The organism is Promicromonospora sp. NPDC057138 (assembly GCF_042670845.1).
In the GTDB taxonomy this organism is placed as follows: Bacteria; Actinomycetota; Actinomycetes; order Actinomycetales; family Cellulomonadaceae; genus Promicromonospora.
The window spans coordinates 1-18,978 of sequence record NZ_JBHUUX010000065.1 but is presented as its reverse complement, the minus strand read 5'-3'; the positions used below and the strand labels follow the sequence as shown (position 1 = coordinate 18,978).

Below are 18,978 nucleotides of genomic sequence, written 5' to 3'. Positions count from 1 at the left end.
TCTCGCCGGTCAACGATGTCCGCCGCGATGGGAAGAGGAGTTCTCATGGGTCCTGAATGGATCGCGATCATCGCGCTCGTCGCGTTGTTCGTGGCCGGGACGGTGCTGCCGATCAACATGGGCGCGCTCGCCTATGTCGCGGCCTGGTTCGTCGGCGTCTTCGCCCTGCACATGGATGAGAAGGAGGTGCTCGGCGGCATCAGCGCCGACCTCGTCCTCACCCTCATCGGCGTCACCTATCTGTTCTCCATCGCCAAGAACAACGGCACCGTCGATCTCATCGTCTCCAAGGCCGTCCAGGCGGTCGGGGGACAGGTGGCGCTCATCCCCTGGGTCATGTTCGCCGTGACCGCGCTGCTCACCGCCATCGGCGCGGCCAGTCCCGCGGCCTGCGCCATCATCGGCCCCGTCGCGCTCGGGTTCGCCCGCCGGTACAAGATCAACCCGCTGATGATGGGCATGTTCGTCGTGCACGGCGCCCAGGGCGGCGGGTTCTCCCCGATCAGCATCTACGGCACCATCACCAACTCGGTCATGGCCGACGTCGGCTACGAGGGCACCGAGATGGGCGTGTTCATCGCGTCGCTCGCGATCAACACCGCGATGGCCGTGATCCTGTTCCTCGCGCTCGGCGGGCGCCAGCTCATGAGCGAGCGGGTCGACCCCGCGGAGGCGGCCGGCCACATCGCCGACGACCTGCACGCCGGCGGGCAGTCGGTCACCGTCAGCGGCCAGGGCGCCGGCATCTCGACCACCACGCGCGCGCTCGGCGTGCGCCGCGACCACGTGCTGACCCTCGTCGCGTTCGCCGCCGTCGCCACCACCGCCCTGGCGTTCGACCAGAACATCGGCTTCGTCTCGATCACCGCCGCCGTCGTGCTGGCCATGCTGTCCCCGCAGCAGCACAAGGACGCCGTCAAGCAGATCGCCTGGCCCACCGTGCTGCTCGTCGCCGGTGTAAGCACCTACGCCACGATCCTCACCGAGGCGGGCTCGCCCGAGTACATCGGTACCTGGGCCGCCGGCCTGGGCATCGCCGCGATCGGGGCGCTCGTCCTCTGCTACGTCGGCGGCATCGTCTCGGCATTCGCGTCGTCGACGGCGCTGCTGCCGGTGATCATCCCGATCGCCGTGCCGCTCATCGTCGGCGGCGGCGTCAGCCCCTGGGCGATGGCGGCCGCCCTGGCCGTCTCGTCGACCATCGTCGATGTCAGCCCCTTCTCCACGAACGGAGCCCTGATGCTCGCCAACCGCCCGGACACGATCTCCGAGCAGGCCTACTACAAGCAGATCCTCAACTACGCCATCATCGTCACCCTCGTAGGGCCGCTGCTGGTGTGGGGCATCCTCGTCCTGCCGGGCTGGTGAGCACGATGACCGGACCCCTGGACGACGTCGTCGTCGTCGACCTCTCCCGTGCCCTCGCCGGGCCGCACGCCACGATGATGCTCGGCGACCTGGGCGCGCGCGTCGTCAAGGTGGAGGTGCCCGACCGCGGTGACGACACGCGCGGCTGGGGCCCGCCGTTCGTCGGGGAGGAGGGCGCGCGCGAGTCGACGTACTTCCTGTCCGCGAACCGGAACAAGGAGTCGATAGCGCTCGACCTCAAGGCCGACCAGGGCCGGGCCACCCTCCTCGCGCTCGTCGACCGCGCGGACGTGCTCGTGGAGAACTTCCGGCCAGGGGTGCTGGACCGGCTCGGGCTCGGCGTCGACATGCTGCTCGAGCGCAACCCGCGCCTGGTCGTGCTCTCGATCACGGGGTTCGGGCACGACGGTCCGGAGGGCGGGCGCGCCGGGTACGACCAGATCGCCCAGGGCGAGGCCGGCCTGATGTCCCTGACGGGGTCAGGTCCGGACGACCCGCAGCGGGTCGGCGTGCCGATCGGCGACCTGCTCGCCGGGATCTACGGCGCGTACGGCGTGCTAGCGGCACTGCACGAGCGGCACAGTACCGGCGTCGGGCAGGTCGTCCGGACGTCGCTGCTGGCCGCCGTCACCGGCGTGCACGCGTTCCAGGGCACGCGGTGGACCGTCGCCGGGGAGGTGGGGCACGCGCAGGGCAACCACCACCCTTCCATCGCGCCGTACGGCCTGTTCCGCTGCCGTGACGGCGCCGTCCAGATAGCAGTCGGGTCCGAGACGTTGTGGCAGCGGCTCTGCCTGGCGTTCGGGCTCGACGCCGACGCGGAGGGCATGCGGGACAACGCCGAGCGGGTGGCTCACCGCGACCGGGTCATCGAGACCATCGAGACGGCGTTCGCCGGGCTCGACGCCGGCCCGCTGCTGACCCGGCTGGCCGACGCCGGGATCCCGGCCGGCCGGGTGCGTACGCTCGACGAGGTGTACGCATGGGAGCAGACGGCCAGCCAGGGCCTCCTCGTGGACGTGAAGCACACGAGCCTCGGCACGGTGACCCTGCCGGGACCGCCGCTGCGGTTCTTCGATCCCTCCGGAGACGAGGTCACCCGGCGGGACCACCAGGCGCCCCCGGTGCTGGACGAGCACGCCGCCCGGATCCGGGCGTGGCTCGACGGGCCTGCACCGGGGGCTGGGGCCGGGGCCGAGCTCGGGCCCGAGGCCGGTCGATGACCCGCCGCTGGACGGCGCGAGAGCTGCTCGACCTCGTCCTCGACGCGGGCAGCTTCGAGTCCTGGGACGAGCCGGTCGACACGTCCGGGCACTCGGCGGAGTACCGCGCGGTCCTGGCAGCGGCCGCCGAGAAGGCGGGCACCGACGAGTCGGTGCTCACCGGGCGCGGGCGCGTCCGCGGCCGGCCCGTCGTGGTGGTCGTCAACGAGTTCCGGTTCCTCGGGGGCTCGATCGGCCGGGCCGCCGCGCGGCGGATCACGGCGGCGATCCGCCGCGCCACGGCGGAACGGCTGCCGCTCCTGGCGACGACGGCGTCCGGCGGCACCAGGATGCAGGAGGGCACTCCCGCGTTCCTGCGGATGGTCGAGATCTCCCGCGCCGTCATGGACCACCGCGACGCCGGCCTGCCCTACCTCGTCTACCTGCGGCACCCGACGACCGGCGGCGTGTACGCGTCGTGGGGCTCGCTCGCGCACCTCACCGTCGCCGAGCCGGGCGCGCTCATCGGGTTCCTCGGGCCGCGCGTGGTGGAGGCCCTGACGGGCAAGGCCCTGCCCGACGGCGTGCAGTCCGCCGAGAACCTCGCCGCCAAGGGCGTGCTCGACGGCGTCGTAGCGCCCGAGAACCTGCCCGCGCTGGTGGAGCGGGCGCTCGCGGTGCTGGTGGACCCGCCGTCGGCGCCGTCCCTGCCCCGCCGGTCCGGGGAGCCGTCCGCGGATACGTCCGCGTGGGACTCCGTGCTGCTGACCCGGCGGGCCGACCGGGTGGGGGTGCGGGACCTGCTGCGTTACGGGGCGTCGGGGACCGTCCGGCTGTCCGGGACGGACGAGGGCGAGCGCGACGAGTCGATGCTGGTGGCGCTGACGCGGCTGGACGGCCGGCCGTGCCTCGTCGTCGGACAGGACCGGACCCGGCAGACCGAGCGCACCCCGATGGGGCCTGCAGCGCTGCGCGTGGCGCGGCGCGCCATGGGGCTGGCCGAGGAGCTGCGGCTGCCGCTGGTCGCGGTGATCGACACCCCGGGCGCCGAGCTCTCGCAGGACGCCGAGCAGGGCGCGCTCGCGGGCGAGATCGCGCGCTGCATGGCGGCGCTGACACGGATGACGGTGCCGACGCTGTCGGTCATCCTCGGCCAGGGCTGCGGCGGCGGGGCGCTCGCGCTGCTGCCGGCTCGGGCGGTGATCGCCGCGGAGCACGCGTGGCTGTCGCCGCTGCCGCCCGAGGGGGCGAGCGTCATCGTGCACGGGGACACCGCGCACGCGGCGCAGATGGCGGAGGCGCAGCACGTGCGGGCCGTCGACCTGCTCGCGGAGGGCGCGGTGCAGCGGGTGGTCCCGGAGTACGACGGCGACACGGCGCGGGACGTCGCCGTCGCCGTTGCCGCGGAGTGTGCGGCGGTGCTGCGCGAGATGGACGCGGGTCGGGTGCTCGCGGGCCGCGCCCAGCTGTAGGCCCAGCGGTCGATCGCCGTCGGGCGACGCTACGAATCGGGCGCCGGGCGTCCCTACGAATTCCAGGTCGGTTGCTCTGGGTGGACATCGTCTACGCGGAGCAACACGGCCCCGGGTGGGTTGCTCCTGCGAGGAGCGCGCTGCCGAGCGTCGTCGTCTCGTAGAGGACGCGGCGGCCGCTGCGCTGGCCGCTGACCAGGCCGTTGGCGCGTAGGACACTCAGGTGCTGGGCGACGGCGCTCGGCGTCGTGCCGAGCTCCCGGGCGAGGTCCGTCGTGGTGGACGGCGAGAGCAGGGCCTGGAGCAAGCCGACCTTGCTCCGGCCGAGGAGCCGAGCCGTGTCGCGCGGGACGGGTGACCGGTCGAGCGACAGGGCGAGGCGTCCGACGCCCCGGCAGGGGTACTGCCGATCCTGATTCGGGTCCACCGCCAGGGGCCGCCGTCCGCTGCGGACTGATCAGCCGTTACCCCGACGTCGGCACCTTGCTGGGCTCTTGCGCCGAGGTCGGCACTTGGCATCGAGATCGGTCCAGCGCTGAACCGATCTCGATGCCAGGTGCCGACCTGGCGAACGAGCCTCAGCGGACTGCCGACCCCGCTGCTCAGTGCCGCTGCTTCTGGAGGGCCTTGCGGACCTGCTGGATCAGCGCGAAGACGAGCAGGGCGGCGAACGCGATCGAGGCGACGTTGTCGGGCATGATGACCGACAGGCTCGCGCCGCCGAACGAGAAGCCCGACGCCACCAGGCCGATGATCGCGGCGGCCTTCAGGTGGACCAGGCCGTTGCGGGCGTTGACCCAGGTCCCCGAGATGGCGGTCGGGATCATCGCGACGAGAGACGTGCCCTTGGCGAGTGCGGGAGCGAAGTCGTACAGCGCGGACAGGCCCGGCACGGCGAGCTGACCTCCGCCGATACCGAGCAGGCCGGACGCGATGCCCATGACGAGGCCCAGCCCGACCATCCCCACGCCGTCGAGCACGCTGGGCAGCCCTTCGGCGGTGTCGACCGACGGCGGCTCGCCGAACCCGTCCAGCAGCGACCGCACGATCCCCGCGACGAGCACCCCGACGAACAGCCAGCGCAGCAGGGTCTCGGGGACGCGGGCGAGCAGCCGCGCGCCGACCACCGCGCCGATCACGGAGCCCACGACGAGCAGTCCTGAGGCGATGAGGTCGACGGCGTCGTGCGTCAGGTACGGGATGGACCCGACGATCGCCGCCGGCAGGATCGCCGCCAGCGAGTAGGCGCTGGCGCGGCGCTGCGTCAGGCCGCCGAGCGAGGTCAGGAGGGGCACCATCACGATGCCGCCGCCGAGGCCGAACAGCCCGGAGAAGGTCCCGCCGACGATCCCGACGAGGACGGAGCGGGATGGGGTCAGGGAGGCATCAGTCTGCTCGGTCACCCCGTGATGATCTCAGGTGCGCCGCGATGGTCGTCGAGCGGGTCAGTCCGCGGTACTGCCAGTTCTCCTGGCTACGCGGCAGAGGTGCCCGTGCCGCGGAGGATGTAGTGGTCGTCGCCGAAGACTGCCGACACCTGGATCTGTCCGCCCAGTGCATCGACGTAGCGAGCGATGACATTGAACGTCGAGACCTCACCGCGCTCGATCTGGGAGATGCAACTCTTGGAGACGCCCATCCGGTCAGCGACATCGCTCTGGGTCATGCCGAGCGAACGCCGCCGCTCCGCGAGGCGATATCCATCGATATATGCCTGCGTCTGCTGACGAGCATCTTCGAGCGCTTCCTCTCCGCCGAGGGACTCGACGATGCCCGGACGGATGTCGCTCCACTTGTGGAACGTGCTCATGATCGTCCTCCCCGCGTTGGTGTTTGCTCGACAGCACTTCGCTCCGACAGGTACCCCAGATGTGCTGCGATGGCCCGCGCGCAGTCCATGGACTCGGTGTTCGTCGTGTCCACCTCCAGGTCGTAGGCGACGCCCTCGTGGACGACGTCGGCCTGCTTCGCGGCCATACCCGACACGCGGTCGCCGCGGGCGGCCTCGCGGTCCTCGGCGACGGCCGCGTCGCAGTGCACCCCCACCCAGAGCGTCGGTACGTCGCCCAGGGCGTCCAGCCAGCGCCGCTGCGACGCGGCGCCTCCGAGGAAGACGTCGTCGACCACGAGGTGCGCGCCCGCGCGCGCCATCGCGACCAGTCCGGCGATCCAGGCGTCCTGCAGCGTCATGAACTCCTGCCCGACGTCGACGCCGCCGTCCTCCGCGAACCCGATGCCGTCGCCGCCGGTCGTCAGCCGGGCGGGCATCGCGTCGACGAGGGTGTCGACGCTGAGCGACAGCCACGCATCGGGAAGCACGGCCTGGAGGCTGCGCGCGATCCGGGACTTCCCGGAGCTCGAACCGCCGTTGAGGACGATGACCTGGGTGTGCATGCCGCCACCGTACGAGTGTCGGTGGCGCGCGCTACAGTGAATACCAAGTTGAGCGGAATAGACTCAACTTTGCCGAGGTTTCATCGGGTAGGGATCTGCCCACCTTCACCAGCCCTGGGAGGCTTCATGGACACCAAGTTCACGACCATGTCGCAGCAGGCGATCGGCGACGCGATCCAGTCGGCGTCGGCGGCCGGCAACCCGCAGCTCGAGCCGGTCCACCTGCTGGCGTCGCTGCTCCAGCAGGAGCGCGGCGTCGCCGTCGGGCTGCTCGACGCGGTCGGGGCGAACGCGCAGGCGATCGGCCAGCAGGTGCGGGCGGCCCTCGTCGCGCTGCCCCAGACCAGCGGCGTGAGCACGGCCCAGCCGAGCGCGAGCCGGGCCATGGCCACGGTCCTGGACCTGGCGTCCAAGGAAGCACAGGGGCTGGGCGACGAGTACGTCTCCACGGAGCACCTCCTGATCGCCGTCGCGGCCGGCCAGTCGCCCGCGGCCCAGATCCTGTCCGCCGCCGGGGCCACGGCCGACGCCCTGCGTGGCGCGCTGCCCGCCGTCCGGGGATCGGGCCGGGTCACCAGCCCCAACCCCGAGGGCACGTACAAGGCGCTCGAGCAGTACGGCACCGACCTGACGCAGCGCGCCCGGGACGGAAAGCTCGACCCCGTGATCGGCCGCGACTCGGAGATCCGTCGTGTGATCCAGGTACTGAGCCGCCGCACCAAGAACAACCCGGTGCTCATCGGCGAGCCCGGCGTCGGCAAGACCGCCGTCGTCGAGGGGCTGGCCCAGCGGGTCGTCGCGGGCGACGTGCCCGAGTCCCTCAAGGGCAAGCGCCTCGTCGCGCTGGACCTGGCCTCGATGGTGGCCGGCGCGAAGTACCGCGGCGAGTTCGAGGAGCGACTCAAGGCGGTCCTGGAAGAGATCAGGTCGTCCGACGGCGAGGTGGTCACCTTCATCGACGAGCTGCACACCGTGGTCGGCGCGGGCGCAGGCAGCGAGGGTGCCATGGACGCGGGCAACATGCTCAAGCCCATGCTCGCCCGCGGCGAGCTGCGCATGGTGGGCGCCACCACGCTCGACGAGTACCGCGAGCACATCGAGAAGGACCCCGCCCTGGAGCGCCGGTTCCAGCAGGTCTTCGTCGGCGAGCCGTCGGTCGAGGACACGGTCGCGATCCTGCGCGGGCTCAAGGAGCGTTACGAAGCGCACCACAAGGTGACGATCGCCGACTCCGCGCTCGTGGCTGCCGCGTCGCTCTCCGACCGGTACATCTCCGGGCGGCAGCTCCCCGACAAGGCGATCGACCTGGTCGACGAGGCCGCGTCGCGCCTCCGCATGGAGCTCGACTCCTCCCCGATCGAGATCGACGAGCTGCAGCGCGTCGTCACGCGCCTCGAGATGGAGGAGGTGGTGCTGTCCGAGTCCGAGGACGCCGCCTCCAAGGAGCGGCTGCAGCGGCTGCGGGCCGATCTGGCCGACCGCCGCGAGGCACTGGCCGCGCTCACCGCGCGCTGGGAGTCCGAGAAGGCCGGGCACAACCGAGTCGGTGACCTCCGCGCCCGCCTCGACGAGCTGCGCACCGACGCCGAACGCAAGCTGCGCGAGGGCGACCTCGAGGGCGCCGCGCGCATCCAGTACGGCGAGATCCCGGTGGTCGAGAAGGAGCTCACGGCGGCCGAAGAGGCAGAGGCGACGAGCGAGGTCTCGACAGGCTCGACCGCCGGTGAGTCGCTGGTCGAGCCTGTCGAGACCCCGCCCATGATCGCCGACAAGGTCGGCGCGGACGAGATCGCCGAGGTCGTCGCCGCGTGGACCGGCATCCCCGCCGGGCGGCTCCTGCAGGGCGAGTCCGAGAAGCTCCTGCATATGGAGGAGGTCGTCGGGCAGCGCCTCATCGGGCAGCAGACCGCGGTCGCCGCGGTGTCCGACGCCGTGCGACGGACCCGGGCCGGCGTCTCCGACCCCGACCGGCCCACGGGCTCGTTCCTGTTCCTCGGTCCCACGGGCGTCGGCAAGACCGAGCTCGCCAAGGCGCTCGCGGACTTCCTGTTCGACGACGAGCGCGCCATGGTGCGCATCGACATGTCCGAGTACGGGGAGAAGCACTCGGTCGCGCGGCTCGTCGGGGCGCCCCCGGGGTACGTCGGGTACGAGGAGGGCGGCCAGCTCACGGAGGCCGTCCGGCGTCGGCCCTACTCGGTAGTGCTGCTGGACGAGGTGGAGAAGGCCCACCCCGAGGTGTTCGACGTCCTGCTGCAGGTGCTCGACGACGGCCGCCTCACCGACGGCCAGGGCCGCACCGTCGACTTCCGCAACACGATCCTGGTGCTGACGTCGAACCTCGGCTCGCAGTTCCTCGTGGAACCGATGCTGTCGGACGAGGAGCGGCGCGAGTCTGTGATGACCGCCGTGCGCGCCGCGTTCAAGCCCGAGTTCCTCAACCGGCTCGACGACGTGGTGATCTTCGACTCGCTGACGCTGGACGAGCTCGGCCAGATCGTGGAGCTCCAGGTCGGGGCCTTCGCGAAGCGGCTCGAGGACCGTCGCATCACGCTCGACGTGACGGAGGCGGCACGCGAGTGGCTCGCACTGGAAGGCTTCGACCCGGCGTACGGCGCCCGGCCGCTGCGCCGCCTGGTGCAGCGCGAGATCGGCGACCGCCTCGCGCGGCTGCTGCTCACGGGCGAGGTGTCCGACGGCGACACCGTGGTGGTCGACCGCGCGGACGGCGAGGGCCTGACCCTGGAACGGCGGGTGCTGACCGCGTGATCCGGACATCCGGTGTACGTCGTTCGACGTACACCGGATTACGTTGTTCGGTCGATGCGGCGCGAGGCGCCGGCCTGCCATCCTCGGTGGGACGAGGGAACTATCGAAGGGCCTGGCCGGACGAGACGCCGCCGGACGCCACCGTGTGATGGTGTTGTGAAGGTGACGGCTCGATCGCCCAGAACCTGAAATCCCGCACGTCCCTTTGTACGTGCGGCGTGAAAACCGCGCGCGGTGCGCCGCGCACGGGCTCAGCACGGTCAAGGGCACGCGGGGGGCGAGCCGATGGGGGCCATGGGGAGAGGCGGACGGTCAGGGAGGGCCTGATGCTGCGGTTCCACTTCACTTCCGACGATCTTGCCCGGGTCCGGATCGCACCGGGCCCGGACCCCATGTGGGAGGTGCTGCTCAGCGCCCACGTGGCGAACCAGCGTTCGGGTGCATCGATGTTCGCGCCCTGGCGTGAGCGAGTGCTGTCCGGGCTGCACCCGGCGGCCCGGATGCTGCTGCGGCTGACGCCTCCACGGGGGTATTCGCCGGACTTTCTCACGCCGGTGACGGGCACCGACGACTTCGAGGCGGGGCTCGACGCCGTGCTGTCCACGCCCCGCCCCCGGCTCCGCAACGACATCTCGCTGCTGGTGCGCGGGCACAAGCCGCACCTCTGGATGCGTGACCTCGCCGACGGCTCCGCGCCGGCGCTCCGCGGGCTCGGCGTCGCGATGCGCACGTACTACGAGCAGGCGGTCGGGCCGTACTGGAGCGGCATCCGGGCCGCCGTCGACGTCGACCGCGCGGCGCGGACCCGCGCCTGGGTGGAGGGCGGCACCGAGCACGCGCTACGGACCCTGCATCCCTCGGTGCGCTGGGAGCACCCCGTCCTGTCGGTATCGACGGCCGCCGAGCGCGACGTCGACCTGGCTGGCCGCGGTCTGCTCATCATCCCGTCGTACTTCTGCCAGCGTGCCCCGATCACGCTCGCCGACTCGGAGCTGCCGCCCGTGCTTCTCTACCCGATCATGCACGAGCAGGCGGGGATGGACCGGGGCTTCGAGACCCGGTCGGACGGCGGCCGCCAGCTCACCGCGCTCCTCGGCCGCACCCGGGCCGCGGTGCTGCGCGCGCTCAGGACCGGGGCCACCACCAGCGAGATCGCGCAGCGGCTGGCGATCTCCCCGGCGTCGGCGTCCGAGCACGCCACCGTGCTGCGCAACGCGGGGCTCATCGCCTCCGGGCGCGAGCGCAACACCGTGATCCACGCCCTGACCCCGCTGGGCCAGACCTTGCTGGACGGCTGCGGCGGGCGGGTCCCGACGCTGCCGACAGCGGCGGTGCGGCCCGCCGCACTGCCGGTTACTGCAGGAGATCCTGTGTGATCGGGTCCGCGGTGGTCGCGAGGCAGAGGCCGACGCGGTCGCCGTCGTCCCACGACTCCTCGCTCGGGCCCCAGACGACGTAGCGCACGGAGTCGGCGAGCGGGCTGGTGCGGGCGACGGGCCCGAGCTGCTTGGTGCCGCAGACCAGCGCGACGCGCTTGTCGACCTCGTCGCGGCCCGGCCACACGGCGGCGTCGGCGAAGTCGGTGCGGCCCACCACCTGAGCGGTGTGCGAGGCGTCGCAGGGCACCGCGAGCACCTCGGTGACCTCGCCGTCGTCGGGGAGCGACTCCACGCACGAGCCGAGCACGAGCTGCAGCGGGTGCACCTCCTGCGGCTCCGCGATCATCGCCTCGATCGGTTCCCACTGCTGCCTGTTGACCAGGTTCACGATGATGGCGACGACCGCCACCACGGCGATCAGGGCCACCACCGCGCCGCCGATCAGTGCGTACCGGCGACGCTTGGCGGACTCGTCCTCGGGCGTCGCCGGACGCCAGCCGGCGTAGGACGCCTCGGGCGCGTAGTCGTGCACGGCCGGGAAGCCGTGCGCCGAGCCCCCAGGCGAGACCGGGAACGGCGACGGCGGCTGCTGCTGCGCAACGGCGGGCCGGGCCGGCGCTCCGGGCTGGTGCTGCGCGGGCGCGGCGGGCGTCGGGAACGGGCTCGGCGGCGCGGGGGCCGGCGGGACGTGCGTCGTGGGCGACGCGAAGAGCTCGGTCGCCGCGGCCGGCTCCTCGGTCTCGGCGGCCGCCTCCCCCTGGGAGGAATCCGCCGACGTCGAGGCGGCCTGCTCGACGTCCGCACCGGCCGTGGCCTTGGCCGGCGCCTCCTCGGCGGCAGCCTCGTCCCCGGCCTTCTGCTCCTCGGACGCCGTGCCCCCGGCGGCCGGCTCTCCGGTCACCTCCACCTCGCCGACGACGGTCCGCGGCCCCAGCGCCTTCTTGTGCGCGGCGGTGATCGCGGCGAACGAGAGCGCCTTGAAGTCGAACGTCTCGTCGATGACCGGCGTCGTCGGGCTGTCGGACGGCGTCGCGCTGCCTGACGGCGTCGTATCGCTGTCCGACGGCGCCGGGTCGCCGGGTGCACTCGTCGCGGCGGACGTCGACGTGTCCGATCCGGTGTCGGCGTCGTCCGTCTCGGCCTCGCCGGGCTGCTCGGGCTTCCCCGACTGCTCGGGCTTCCCCGACTGCTCGGACTTCGCAGTGGGCTCGGCCTTGGCCGACTGCACGGGCTTCGCGGCCGCGGGTCCTGGCCGCACAGGCGGCGGCACGATGCTGATCTCTTCTGTGGGGGCCTCGTCGCGCTTCTTCCGGCGCGGCAGCCCGGAGGTGGTCTCGGCGGGCTCGGCCCGGGCCGGCTCGGTGTCGACGGCCTCGGCTGAAGCGGGCTCTGCCTCCGCGACCGGGGCGGCTCCCGCGGGCTCCGCGGTCCTGGGCTCGGCGGGCGCGGGCCTTTCGGCCGCAGGTTCTGCTGCCCTGGACGGCTCTGCCTCGGGTGCTGCCTCCGGCTGGTCCGTCTCGGGACTGGCCGCGGCCGAAGACCCCGCGTCGGCCTCCGCGCCCTCGCCGGCGACGTCCTCGACCGGCTCAGCGGCCGCGCTCGCCGCTGACGCCTCGGCCGCGTCGTCCCCGGCCGACGCCGCTGCCCCGTCCTCCCCGGCGGACGCCGCCGCCTCGGCAGAGGGCACCGACTCGACGACTCCGTTCGTCGGCTCCCCGGCGTCGCTCGCATCGCCGGCCTGCTCGGACTCCTCAGCGCCGCTCGCCGGATCGCTGGCGCCGACGGCGTCGTCCGGCCCGGGATCCTGTTCCGACTCGACCTCGGACGCCTTGTCGACAGGATCCGTGACCCGCACCTTGGCGACTTCGGTGGCGGCCGGGAACTGGTCGGGCGTCGACGTCATGCAGGTTAACTTACCGACATTCGGCTACTACCTTGCCACCGGAACGGCGCCCGGTTCGGGTGCGCTCCGTTTATGGACAATTTCACCCGCCGATTTCCCCATCGCGCGTGGAACCCGGAGCTATCCGTCTCCGTACGCGGGAGGCGTCAGTCGGTCAGGTCGACGAGCACGGGGACGTGGTCCGACGCGCCCTTGCCCTTGCGCTCCTCCCGGTCGATGACCGCACCCGACGCGCGGCCGGCGAGCGCCGGCGAGGCCCAGCAGAAGTCGATCCGCAGCCCCTTGTTCCGCGGGAACGCGAGCTGCTGGTAGTCCCAATAGGTATACGTGTGCTCCTGGGGGATGAACTGCCGCGTCAGCTCCGTGTACCCGGCCTTGCCGAAGGCCTCGAACGCGGCCCGCTCGGGCGGGGACACGTGAGTCTTCCCGGCGAAGTCCGCGGGGTTGTACACGTCGGTGTCGAGCGGGATCACGTTCCAGTCGCCCATGAGCGCGACGGCGTCCCCGGCGTCGGCCCAGGTCTGCGCCGAGGTGCGCAGGGCTTCCAGCCAGGCCAGCTTGTAGGTGTAGTGCGGGTCGCCGAGCGCGCGGCCGTGCGGCACGTACAGGCTCCACACGCGGACGCCGCCGCAGGTCGCGCCGATCGCCCGTGCCTCGATCGGCGGGACGACGTCGAGCAGCGGGCTCACGTCGTCCTCGATGATCGGCTTGGCGAAGCCCGGCTGGTCCGGGAACTGGGTGGCGACGTCGGCCAGGCCCACCCGCGACGCGATCGCCACGCCGTTCCACTGCGACAGCCCGAAGTGGGCGACCTCGTACCCGGCGGCCTCGAACGCCGCCGTGGGGAACTGGTCGTCGCGGCACTTGGTCTCCTGGATCGCCAGCACGTCGGTCTGCGACCGGTCGAGAAAGCCGAGCACGCGGTCGAGGCGCGTGCGGATGGAGTTCACGTTCCAGGTGACGAGGCGCACGGGGACGAGTCTATTCAGCGACCACAGTGATTCCCGCGGGCAGCAGAAAGCCCGAGGCGAGAGCCTCAGTGTGATTCCCGCCGCACTTCTCGGACCCTGACAAACGTGAGGTTCACCCCGACTACGCTGGCTCCGTGCAGATCCTCACCAGGCGTCGCGCCGTCGGCGCCGTCGTCGCCCTCACCACCGCGGCCCTGGTCGCTGCATGCTCGGCAGCCTCCGGCGAGGGCACCGGAGGGGCGCGCACCGACGTCGTCGTCGGGCTGACGGGGGAGCCGACCAACCTCGACTTCACGACGACGTCGGGCTCAGCCATCCCGCAGCTGCTGATGAACAACGTGTACGAGGGCCTGGTGACCATCGACCAAGAGGGCGAGGTCCAGCCGCAGCTCGCCGAGTCGTGGGAGGTCAACGGGGACCGCACCGTCTACACGTTCACGCTGCACGACGGCGTGACGTTCTCCGACGGCTCGGCCTTCACCGCGGACGACGTCGTGGCGTCGATCGCCCGCGTCCAGGACGACTGGACGCTGAGCCTGAAGTCCAAGATGGACGTCGTGGGGAAGGCGGAGGCGATCAGCGACACCGAGGTCGCCGTGACGCTGAAGCACCCGAGCAACGCCTGGCTGTTCGACATGGGCACGTCCGTGGGCGCCATGTTCCCCGACGACCTGTCCGCCGACCTGGCGACCGAGACCGTGGGCACCGGCCCCTACACGGTCGAGGAGGTCGTCACCGGCGACCACATCACGCTCGCCGCCCGCGACGACTACTGGGGCGAGGCGCCTGCCGTCCCGGATATCACGGTCCGCTACTTCGCCGACGCGACCGCCCAGGCCAACGCGGTCCGGTCCGGCGACATCGACATGGCGTACAACATGCAGGCGCCCGACCTGCTGGGCGGCCTCGCGCAGGACGAGGACCTGCAGGTCATCGACGGCACCTCGACGGGCGAGGTGCTGCTCTCGCTGAACAACGCCGCGCCGCCCTTCGACGACCTCCGGGTGCGTCAGGCGGTCATGTACGCGATCGACCGCAAGGCGGTCCTCGACACGGCGTGGGCGGGGCACGGCGAGCTCATCGGCTCGATGGTGCCGCCCACCGACCCGTACTACCAGGACCTGACCGACGCCTACCCGTACGACCCGGACAGGGCGCGGGACCTGCTCGAAGAGGCCGGCGCCGAGGACCTGAGCATCACCTTCGACGTCCCGACCCGTCCCTACGCGGAGGCGGTCGCCCAGGTGGTGGTGTCGCAGCTCAAGGACGTCGGGATCGACGCGAAGATCGTCCCGGCCGAGTTCCCCGCCGTCTGGCTGGACAAGGTGTTCACGGAGCACGACTACCAGATGTCCGTGATCCTCCACACCGAGGCGCGGGACATGCTGACGATCTTCGGCGACCCCGACTACTACATCGGCTACGACAACCCCGAGATCAACCAGGTCGCCGAGCAGGCCGACGAGGGCAGCCCCGACCAGTACGTGGCAGGCATGCAGGAGGTCGCCCGGATGATCGTCGACGACGCCGCGAGCGACCCGCTGTTCCTCTTCCCCAACACCGTCGTCGCCGACGCCCGCCTGGGCGGCATCGCCGCGAACGCCACCACGGAATCGATGGACCTCACAGGCCTGACCTGGTCCGCCAGCTGACCCGGTCCGACGCCGGACGACCAACCGTGGCCAGACACCTCGCCTCGCACCTCGCCCAGCTCGCCGCCACCCTCCTCGTGGCGACGGCGGCGATCTTCGTGCTGCTGCGCGTGCTGCCCGGCAACCCCGCCGTCGTCGCCCTCGGGATCGAGGCCTCCCCCGGGGCGCTCGCGGCCTGGCGGGCCGAGCACGGCACGGACGGGCCGCTCGTCGCCCAGTACCTGGAGTGGGTCGGCGGGCTGCTCACGGGCGACCTCGGCACGAGCTACGTGACGTCGCAGGACCTCACGCCGCTCGTCGCCGACCGGGTGCAGGTGACGGGCATCCTCGTCCTGCTCGGCATGCTGATCGCGCTGGTGGTGGCGGTGCCGGTGGGCACGCTGGCCGCCGTCTGGCACCGGAACGCGGGCGGGGTGACGCTCTCCGCGGTGAGCCAGGTGGGCGTGGCCGTGCCGAACTTCCTGGTGGGCGTGCTGCTCGTGGCGCTGTTCGCGGTGCGTCTCGGCTGGCTGCCGTCGGGCGGCTGGGTGGCGCCCGTCGACGGGCTCGGGGAGTTCTGGCGGCACGTGCTGCTGCCCGCGCTCGCCCTGGGCTCGGTCCAGGCCGCGATCATCACGCGGTACGTGCGCAGCGCCGTGCTGGAGATCATGCGCGAGGACTTCCTGCGCACCGCCCGCGCCAAGGGGCTCACCTTCACGGGCGCGCTGGTGCGGCACGGGCTGCGGAACGCCGGCGTGCCGATCGTGACGGTCGTGGGCGTGCAGATCGCGTCGATGCTGATCGGCGCCGTCGTGATCGAGCGGGTGTTCGCCGTGCCGGGCCTCGGCAGCCTGCTGCTGGAGTCGGTCGGCAACCGCGACCTGCTCGCCGTGCAGTCGATAGTGGCCGTGCTCGTAGTGCTGGTGGTGCTGCTGAACTTCCTGGTCGACCTCGCCTACACCCTGCTGGACCCCCGGCTGAGGAGGGCGTCATGACCGGCCCGGCCACGGCCGCCGTCGGAGGTCTCGACCCGCGGTTCCTGAGCCCGTCGAAGGGCGACCCGCGATCCCCGGTGGTCGAGCCTGTCGAGACCCGCCGCCGCCCCGGCGTGCACCCCCAGCTCGTGATCGGTGCGGTGCTGGTGGGGCTGGTCGTCGTGACGGCGCTGGTGTCGCTGGTCTGGACGCCGTACGACCCGGAGCACGCGGGCGCCGAGCGCCTCCTCCCGCCGGGCGCCGAGCACTGGCTCGGCACCGACCGCTTCGGCCGCGACGTGTTCTCGCAGGTCATGGCCGGAGCCCAGATCACGCTCCTGGTGGGCGTGGTGGCGGTCGGCATCGCCGCGGTGGTGGGCGTGCCGCTCGGCGTCCTCGCTGGGATGCGCGGCGGGCGGCTGGGCGCTCTCCTGATGCGGGGCAGCGACATCCTGCTCGCGTTCCCCGGGCTGCTGCTCGCCATAGTGCTGGGCGCCGTATACGGCGCGGGCACGGTGACGGCGATGGTCGCGCTCGGCATCGGCTCCATCCCGGCCTTCGCGCGCGTGGCGCGCAGCGGGACGCTGCAGGTGATGCGGTCCGACTACGTGCTCGCCGCCCGCGCCGCCAACCGCGGCGAGCCCGCGATCGCGGCGCGGCACGTGCTGCCCAACATCGCAGGCACCGTGCTTGTGCAGAGCTCGGTGAACTTCGCGATAGCCGTGCTCGCCGAGGCCGGGCTGTCGTTCCTCGGCCTGGGCACGCCCCCGCCGACGCCGTCGTGGGGCCGCATGCTGCAGGAGTCCCAGCAGTTCCTCGGCGTCGCCGACCACCTCGCGATCGTGCCGGGCGTCGCGATAGCGGTGGCGGTGCTCGGGTTCAACCTGCTCGGCGACGGGCTGCGCGACGTCCTGGACCCGCGGCTGTCCGCCGTCGGCCCGGCCGCTTCTCAGGCCGCGCCAGCATCGCGGGTCGAGCCCGGCGAGACCTCGCAGGCCGTCGAGCCGGCCCTCCGCGAGGCTCAGGAACCGGCCCCGGCCCTCGATATCCGCGACCTCTCGGTCCGCACCGACAGCGGGCGCGCGCTGCTCTCCGACGTCTCGCTGAGCGTCGCTCCCGGGGAGCGGGTCGGGCTGATCGGCGAGTCCGGTTCGGGCAAGACGATGACGGCGCTCGCCACGCTCGGCCTGCTGCCCGACGGCGTCGGGGCCACCGGGCACATCGGCCTCGCCGGGGTGCCGGGGAACCTCCTGGACCGGGGCGAGCGCGCGCTGGCGCGGCTGCGCGGCGAGGCGATGTCGATGGTGTTTCAGGAGCCGATGACGGCGCTGAACCCGCTGATGCGCGTCGGCCGCCAGGTAGCCGAGACGATGACCCTGCACGGTGCGACACGCCGGGGGGCCACGAAACGGTCCGGCGAGCTCCTGGCCGAGGTGGGCCTGCCCGACGGCGCCGCCCGGCGCTACCCCCACGAGCTGTCCGGCGGGCAGCGGCAGCGGGTCGTGCTGGCGATGGCGCTCGCCAACGACCCTGCGGTGCTCGTGGCGGACGAGCCGACGACCGCCCTCGACGTCACCGTGCAGCGCCAGATGCTGGACCTCATGGTGCGGCTGGTCCGGAACAGGGGCGCCGGCCTGCTGTTCGTCACGCACGACCTGGCGGTGGTGTCCCAGGTGTGCGAGCGGGTGGTGGTGCTGCTCGACGGCGTCGTGGTCGAGGAGGGCCCGGTCGCCGAGGTGTTCGCGCACCCCCGCCACGCCTACACGAAGCGGCTGCTGGCGGCGTCGACCCTGGAGCCCCGGGCCGAGCGGCCGTCCCTGGTTGAGCAGTCGTCCCTGGTCGAGCGGTCGTCGGGGGTCGAGCTTGTCGAGACCCCGCCCGCCGTCGTCCCGGAACCCGCCCTCATCCGGGTCGAGGACGTGACCAGGACCTATACGAGCCGCGGGCAGGCGGTGCACGCGCTGCGGGGCGTCTCCCTGGGGGTCGCCGAGGGGCAGCGGTTCGGCATCGTGGGCGAGTCCGGCTCGGGCAAGTCGACGCTGCTGCGGATCGTGGCGGGCCTGGACCGCGCGACGTCGGGCCGGGTCATCAGCGCGGGCGTGGACCTGAGCGTGGCGCCCGACGGCGCCGGGCGCGCGGGCGGTCGGCCCGGCACCGGTGGTGCCCGTGGCGGCGGGCCAGGGCCGACGTCGTCCGAGCTGGGCGACCTGCGCGCCGCCCTGCAGGTCGTGTTCCAGGACCCGTACGGCTCGCTCGATCCGCGCATGAACGTCGGCGACATCGTGGCGGAGCCGCTCCTGAACCCGGCGAACGTCCGCGAGGTCCCGACCCGTTCGACAGGCTCAGGGCAGGCCGGCTCGATCCGGCGCGCGGGCCCGCATCCGGCACACCCCACGAAGCGTCCTCGCTTCGCTGCGGGTCTTCGCGGGGGCCCCGGAGCGTCCGCCCGGCGCGACGCCGTGCGCGAGATGCTGGACGCCGTCGGGCTGCCGCTCGACGCCGCCGAGCGGTACCCGCACCAGTTCTCGGGCGGGCAGCGGCAGCGCATTGCGATCGCGCGAGCCCTGGTCTGCCGGCCGCGCATCCTCGTGGCGGACGAGCCGGTCAGCGCGCTCGACGTCTCCGTCCGGCGTCAGGTGCTCGACCTGCTGGCGAGCCTCGCGGACGAGTATTCCCTGACGCTGCTCCTGGTCTCGCACGACCTGGGCGTGGTGCGGCACGTCTGCGACCAGGTCGCGGTGATGCACGACGGCGTGATCGTCGAGCAGGGTCCCACGGGCGAGATCTACGACACCCCGCAGCACGACTACACGCGCAAGCTCCGCGACGCGACCCCACTCCTCCTCCGCTGACCTGTCAGAAACCCGCGGACGTGTCAGACCCGCAGGTCACCCGAGTGACCTGCGGGTCTGACA

The 18,978-nt window shown here is 72.5% G+C and carries 14 protein-coding genes and 1 pseudogene; 9 read left to right on the top strand and 6 right to left on the bottom strand.

Annotated elements, in window-relative coordinates:
* Positions 1 to 45: 45 nt before the first annotated feature.
* From ACFT2C_RS24265 to ACFT2C_RS24255, 3 genes are read left to right on the top strand one after another with little or no spacing between them, the layout of a single operon-like run.
* The gene (locus ACFT2C_RS24265) at positions 46 to 1,368 is read left to right on the top strand and encodes an SLC13 family permease (RefSeq protein WP_377209648.1); all 1,323 of its coding nucleotides are present in this window, start codon (positions 46 to 48) and stop codon (positions 1,366 to 1,368) included.
* Between the two features lie 5 nt (positions 1,369 to 1,373).
* Positions 1,374 to 2,591 carry a CaiB/BaiF CoA transferase family protein gene (locus ACFT2C_RS24260; protein WP_377209647.1) on the top strand — a complete coding sequence of 406 codons (1,218 nt, stop codon included), beginning with the start codon at positions 1,374 to 1,376 and terminating at the stop codon, positions 2,589 to 2,591.
* Complete coding sequence (locus tag ACFT2C_RS24255; RefSeq protein ID WP_377209646.1) at positions 2,588 to 4,042, top strand: carboxyl transferase domain-containing protein; 1,455 nt, start codon at positions 2,588 to 2,590, stop codon at positions 4,040 to 4,042. The genes ACFT2C_RS24260 and ACFT2C_RS24255 overlap by 4 nt, the downstream gene beginning before the upstream one ends.
* Positions 4,043 to 4,133: 91 nt before the next feature.
* Here the strand turns inward: ACFT2C_RS24255 and ACFT2C_RS24250 are convergent, their stop codons facing one another.
* The 4 genes from ACFT2C_RS24250 to cpt all read right to left on the bottom strand — a co-directional run bounded on the left by ACFT2C_RS24250 (position 4,134) and on the right by cpt (position 6,436).
* On the bottom strand, positions 4,134 to 4,469 hold the full coding sequence (locus ACFT2C_RS24250; RefSeq protein ID WP_377209645.1) for an ArsR/SmtB family transcription factor: 336 nt from the start codon (positions 4,467 to 4,469) through the stop codon (positions 4,134 to 4,136).
* A gap of 175 nt (positions 4,470 to 4,644) precedes the next feature.
* Entirely contained in the window at positions 4,645 to 5,445 is an 801-nt protein-coding gene (locus tag ACFT2C_RS24245) for a sulfite exporter TauE/SafE family protein (RefSeq protein ID WP_377209644.1), read from the bottom strand.
* 71 nt (positions 5,446 to 5,516) lie between these two features.
* Positions 5,517 to 5,852 (bottom strand): helix-turn-helix domain-containing protein, encoded by a 336-nt coding sequence (locus ACFT2C_RS24240; protein WP_377209643.1) that lies wholly within the window; start codon positions 5,850 to 5,852, stop codon positions 5,517 to 5,519.
* Positions 5,849 to 6,436: a chloramphenicol phosphotransferase CPT gene (gene cpt, locus ACFT2C_RS24235; RefSeq protein WP_377209642.1), complete on the bottom strand. Its 588-nt coding sequence runs from the start codon at positions 6,434 to 6,436 to the stop codon at positions 5,849 to 5,851. Before cpt ends, ACFT2C_RS24240 begins: the two co-directional genes overlap by 4 nt.
* A gap of 126 nt (positions 6,437 to 6,562) precedes the next feature.
* Between cpt and clpB the strand changes: the two genes are divergently transcribed.
* A complete protein-coding gene (gene clpB, locus ACFT2C_RS24230) occupies positions 6,563 to 9,205 on the top strand; it encodes an ATP-dependent chaperone ClpB (protein ID WP_377209641.1) in 2,643 nt (880 codons plus the stop codon).
* Positions 9,206 to 9,531: 326 nt separating this feature from the next.
* The gene (locus ACFT2C_RS24225; protein WP_377209640.1) at positions 9,532 to 10,581 is read left to right on the top strand and encodes a winged helix-turn-helix domain-containing protein; all 1,050 of its coding nucleotides are present in this window, start codon (positions 9,532 to 9,534) and stop codon (positions 10,579 to 10,581) included.
* Here the strand turns inward: ACFT2C_RS24225 and ACFT2C_RS24220 are convergent.
* A complete protein-coding gene (locus tag ACFT2C_RS24220) occupies positions 10,559 to 12,487 on the bottom strand; it encodes a septum formation family protein (protein ID WP_377209639.1) in 1,929 nt (642 codons plus the stop codon). The two genes, ACFT2C_RS24225 and ACFT2C_RS24220, sit on opposite strands and share 23 nt — an antisense overlap.
* Before the next feature lie 146 nt (positions 12,488 to 12,633).
* Positions 12,634 to 13,458, bottom strand: coding sequence for an exodeoxyribonuclease III (locus tag ACFT2C_RS24215; protein WP_377209638.1), 825 nt, complete (start codon positions 13,456 to 13,458; stop codon positions 12,634 to 12,636).
* A gap of 134 nt (positions 13,459 to 13,592) precedes the next feature.
* Here ACFT2C_RS24215 and ACFT2C_RS24210 point away from each other — a divergent pair, with 134 nt between their 5' ends.
* From ACFT2C_RS24210 to ACFT2C_RS24195, 4 genes and pseudogenes are all read left to right on the top strand, one after another.
* Positions 13,593 to 15,110 carry an ABC transporter substrate-binding protein gene (locus ACFT2C_RS24210; protein ID WP_377209637.1) on the top strand — a complete coding sequence of 506 codons (1,518 nt, stop codon included), beginning with the start codon at positions 13,593 to 13,595 and terminating at the stop codon, positions 15,108 to 15,110.
* A 26-nt stretch (positions 15,111 to 15,136) separates the two neighbouring features.
* Entirely contained in the window at positions 15,137 to 16,084 is a 948-nt protein-coding gene (locus tag ACFT2C_RS24205) for an ABC transporter permease (protein WP_377209636.1), read from the top strand.
* Positions 16,081 to 16,980: pseudogene (locus ACFT2C_RS24200) on the top strand (ABC transporter permease); the annotation flags it as partial. The gene ACFT2C_RS24205 and the pseudogene ACFT2C_RS24200, both read left to right, overlap by 4 nt.
* A gap of 129 nt (positions 16,981 to 17,109) precedes the next feature.
* A complete protein-coding gene (locus tag ACFT2C_RS24195) occupies positions 17,110 to 18,915 on the top strand; it encodes a dipeptide ABC transporter ATP-binding protein (protein WP_377209658.1) in 1,806 nt (601 codons plus the stop codon).
* The last annotated feature ends 63 nt before the right edge of the window (positions 18,916 to 18,978 follow it).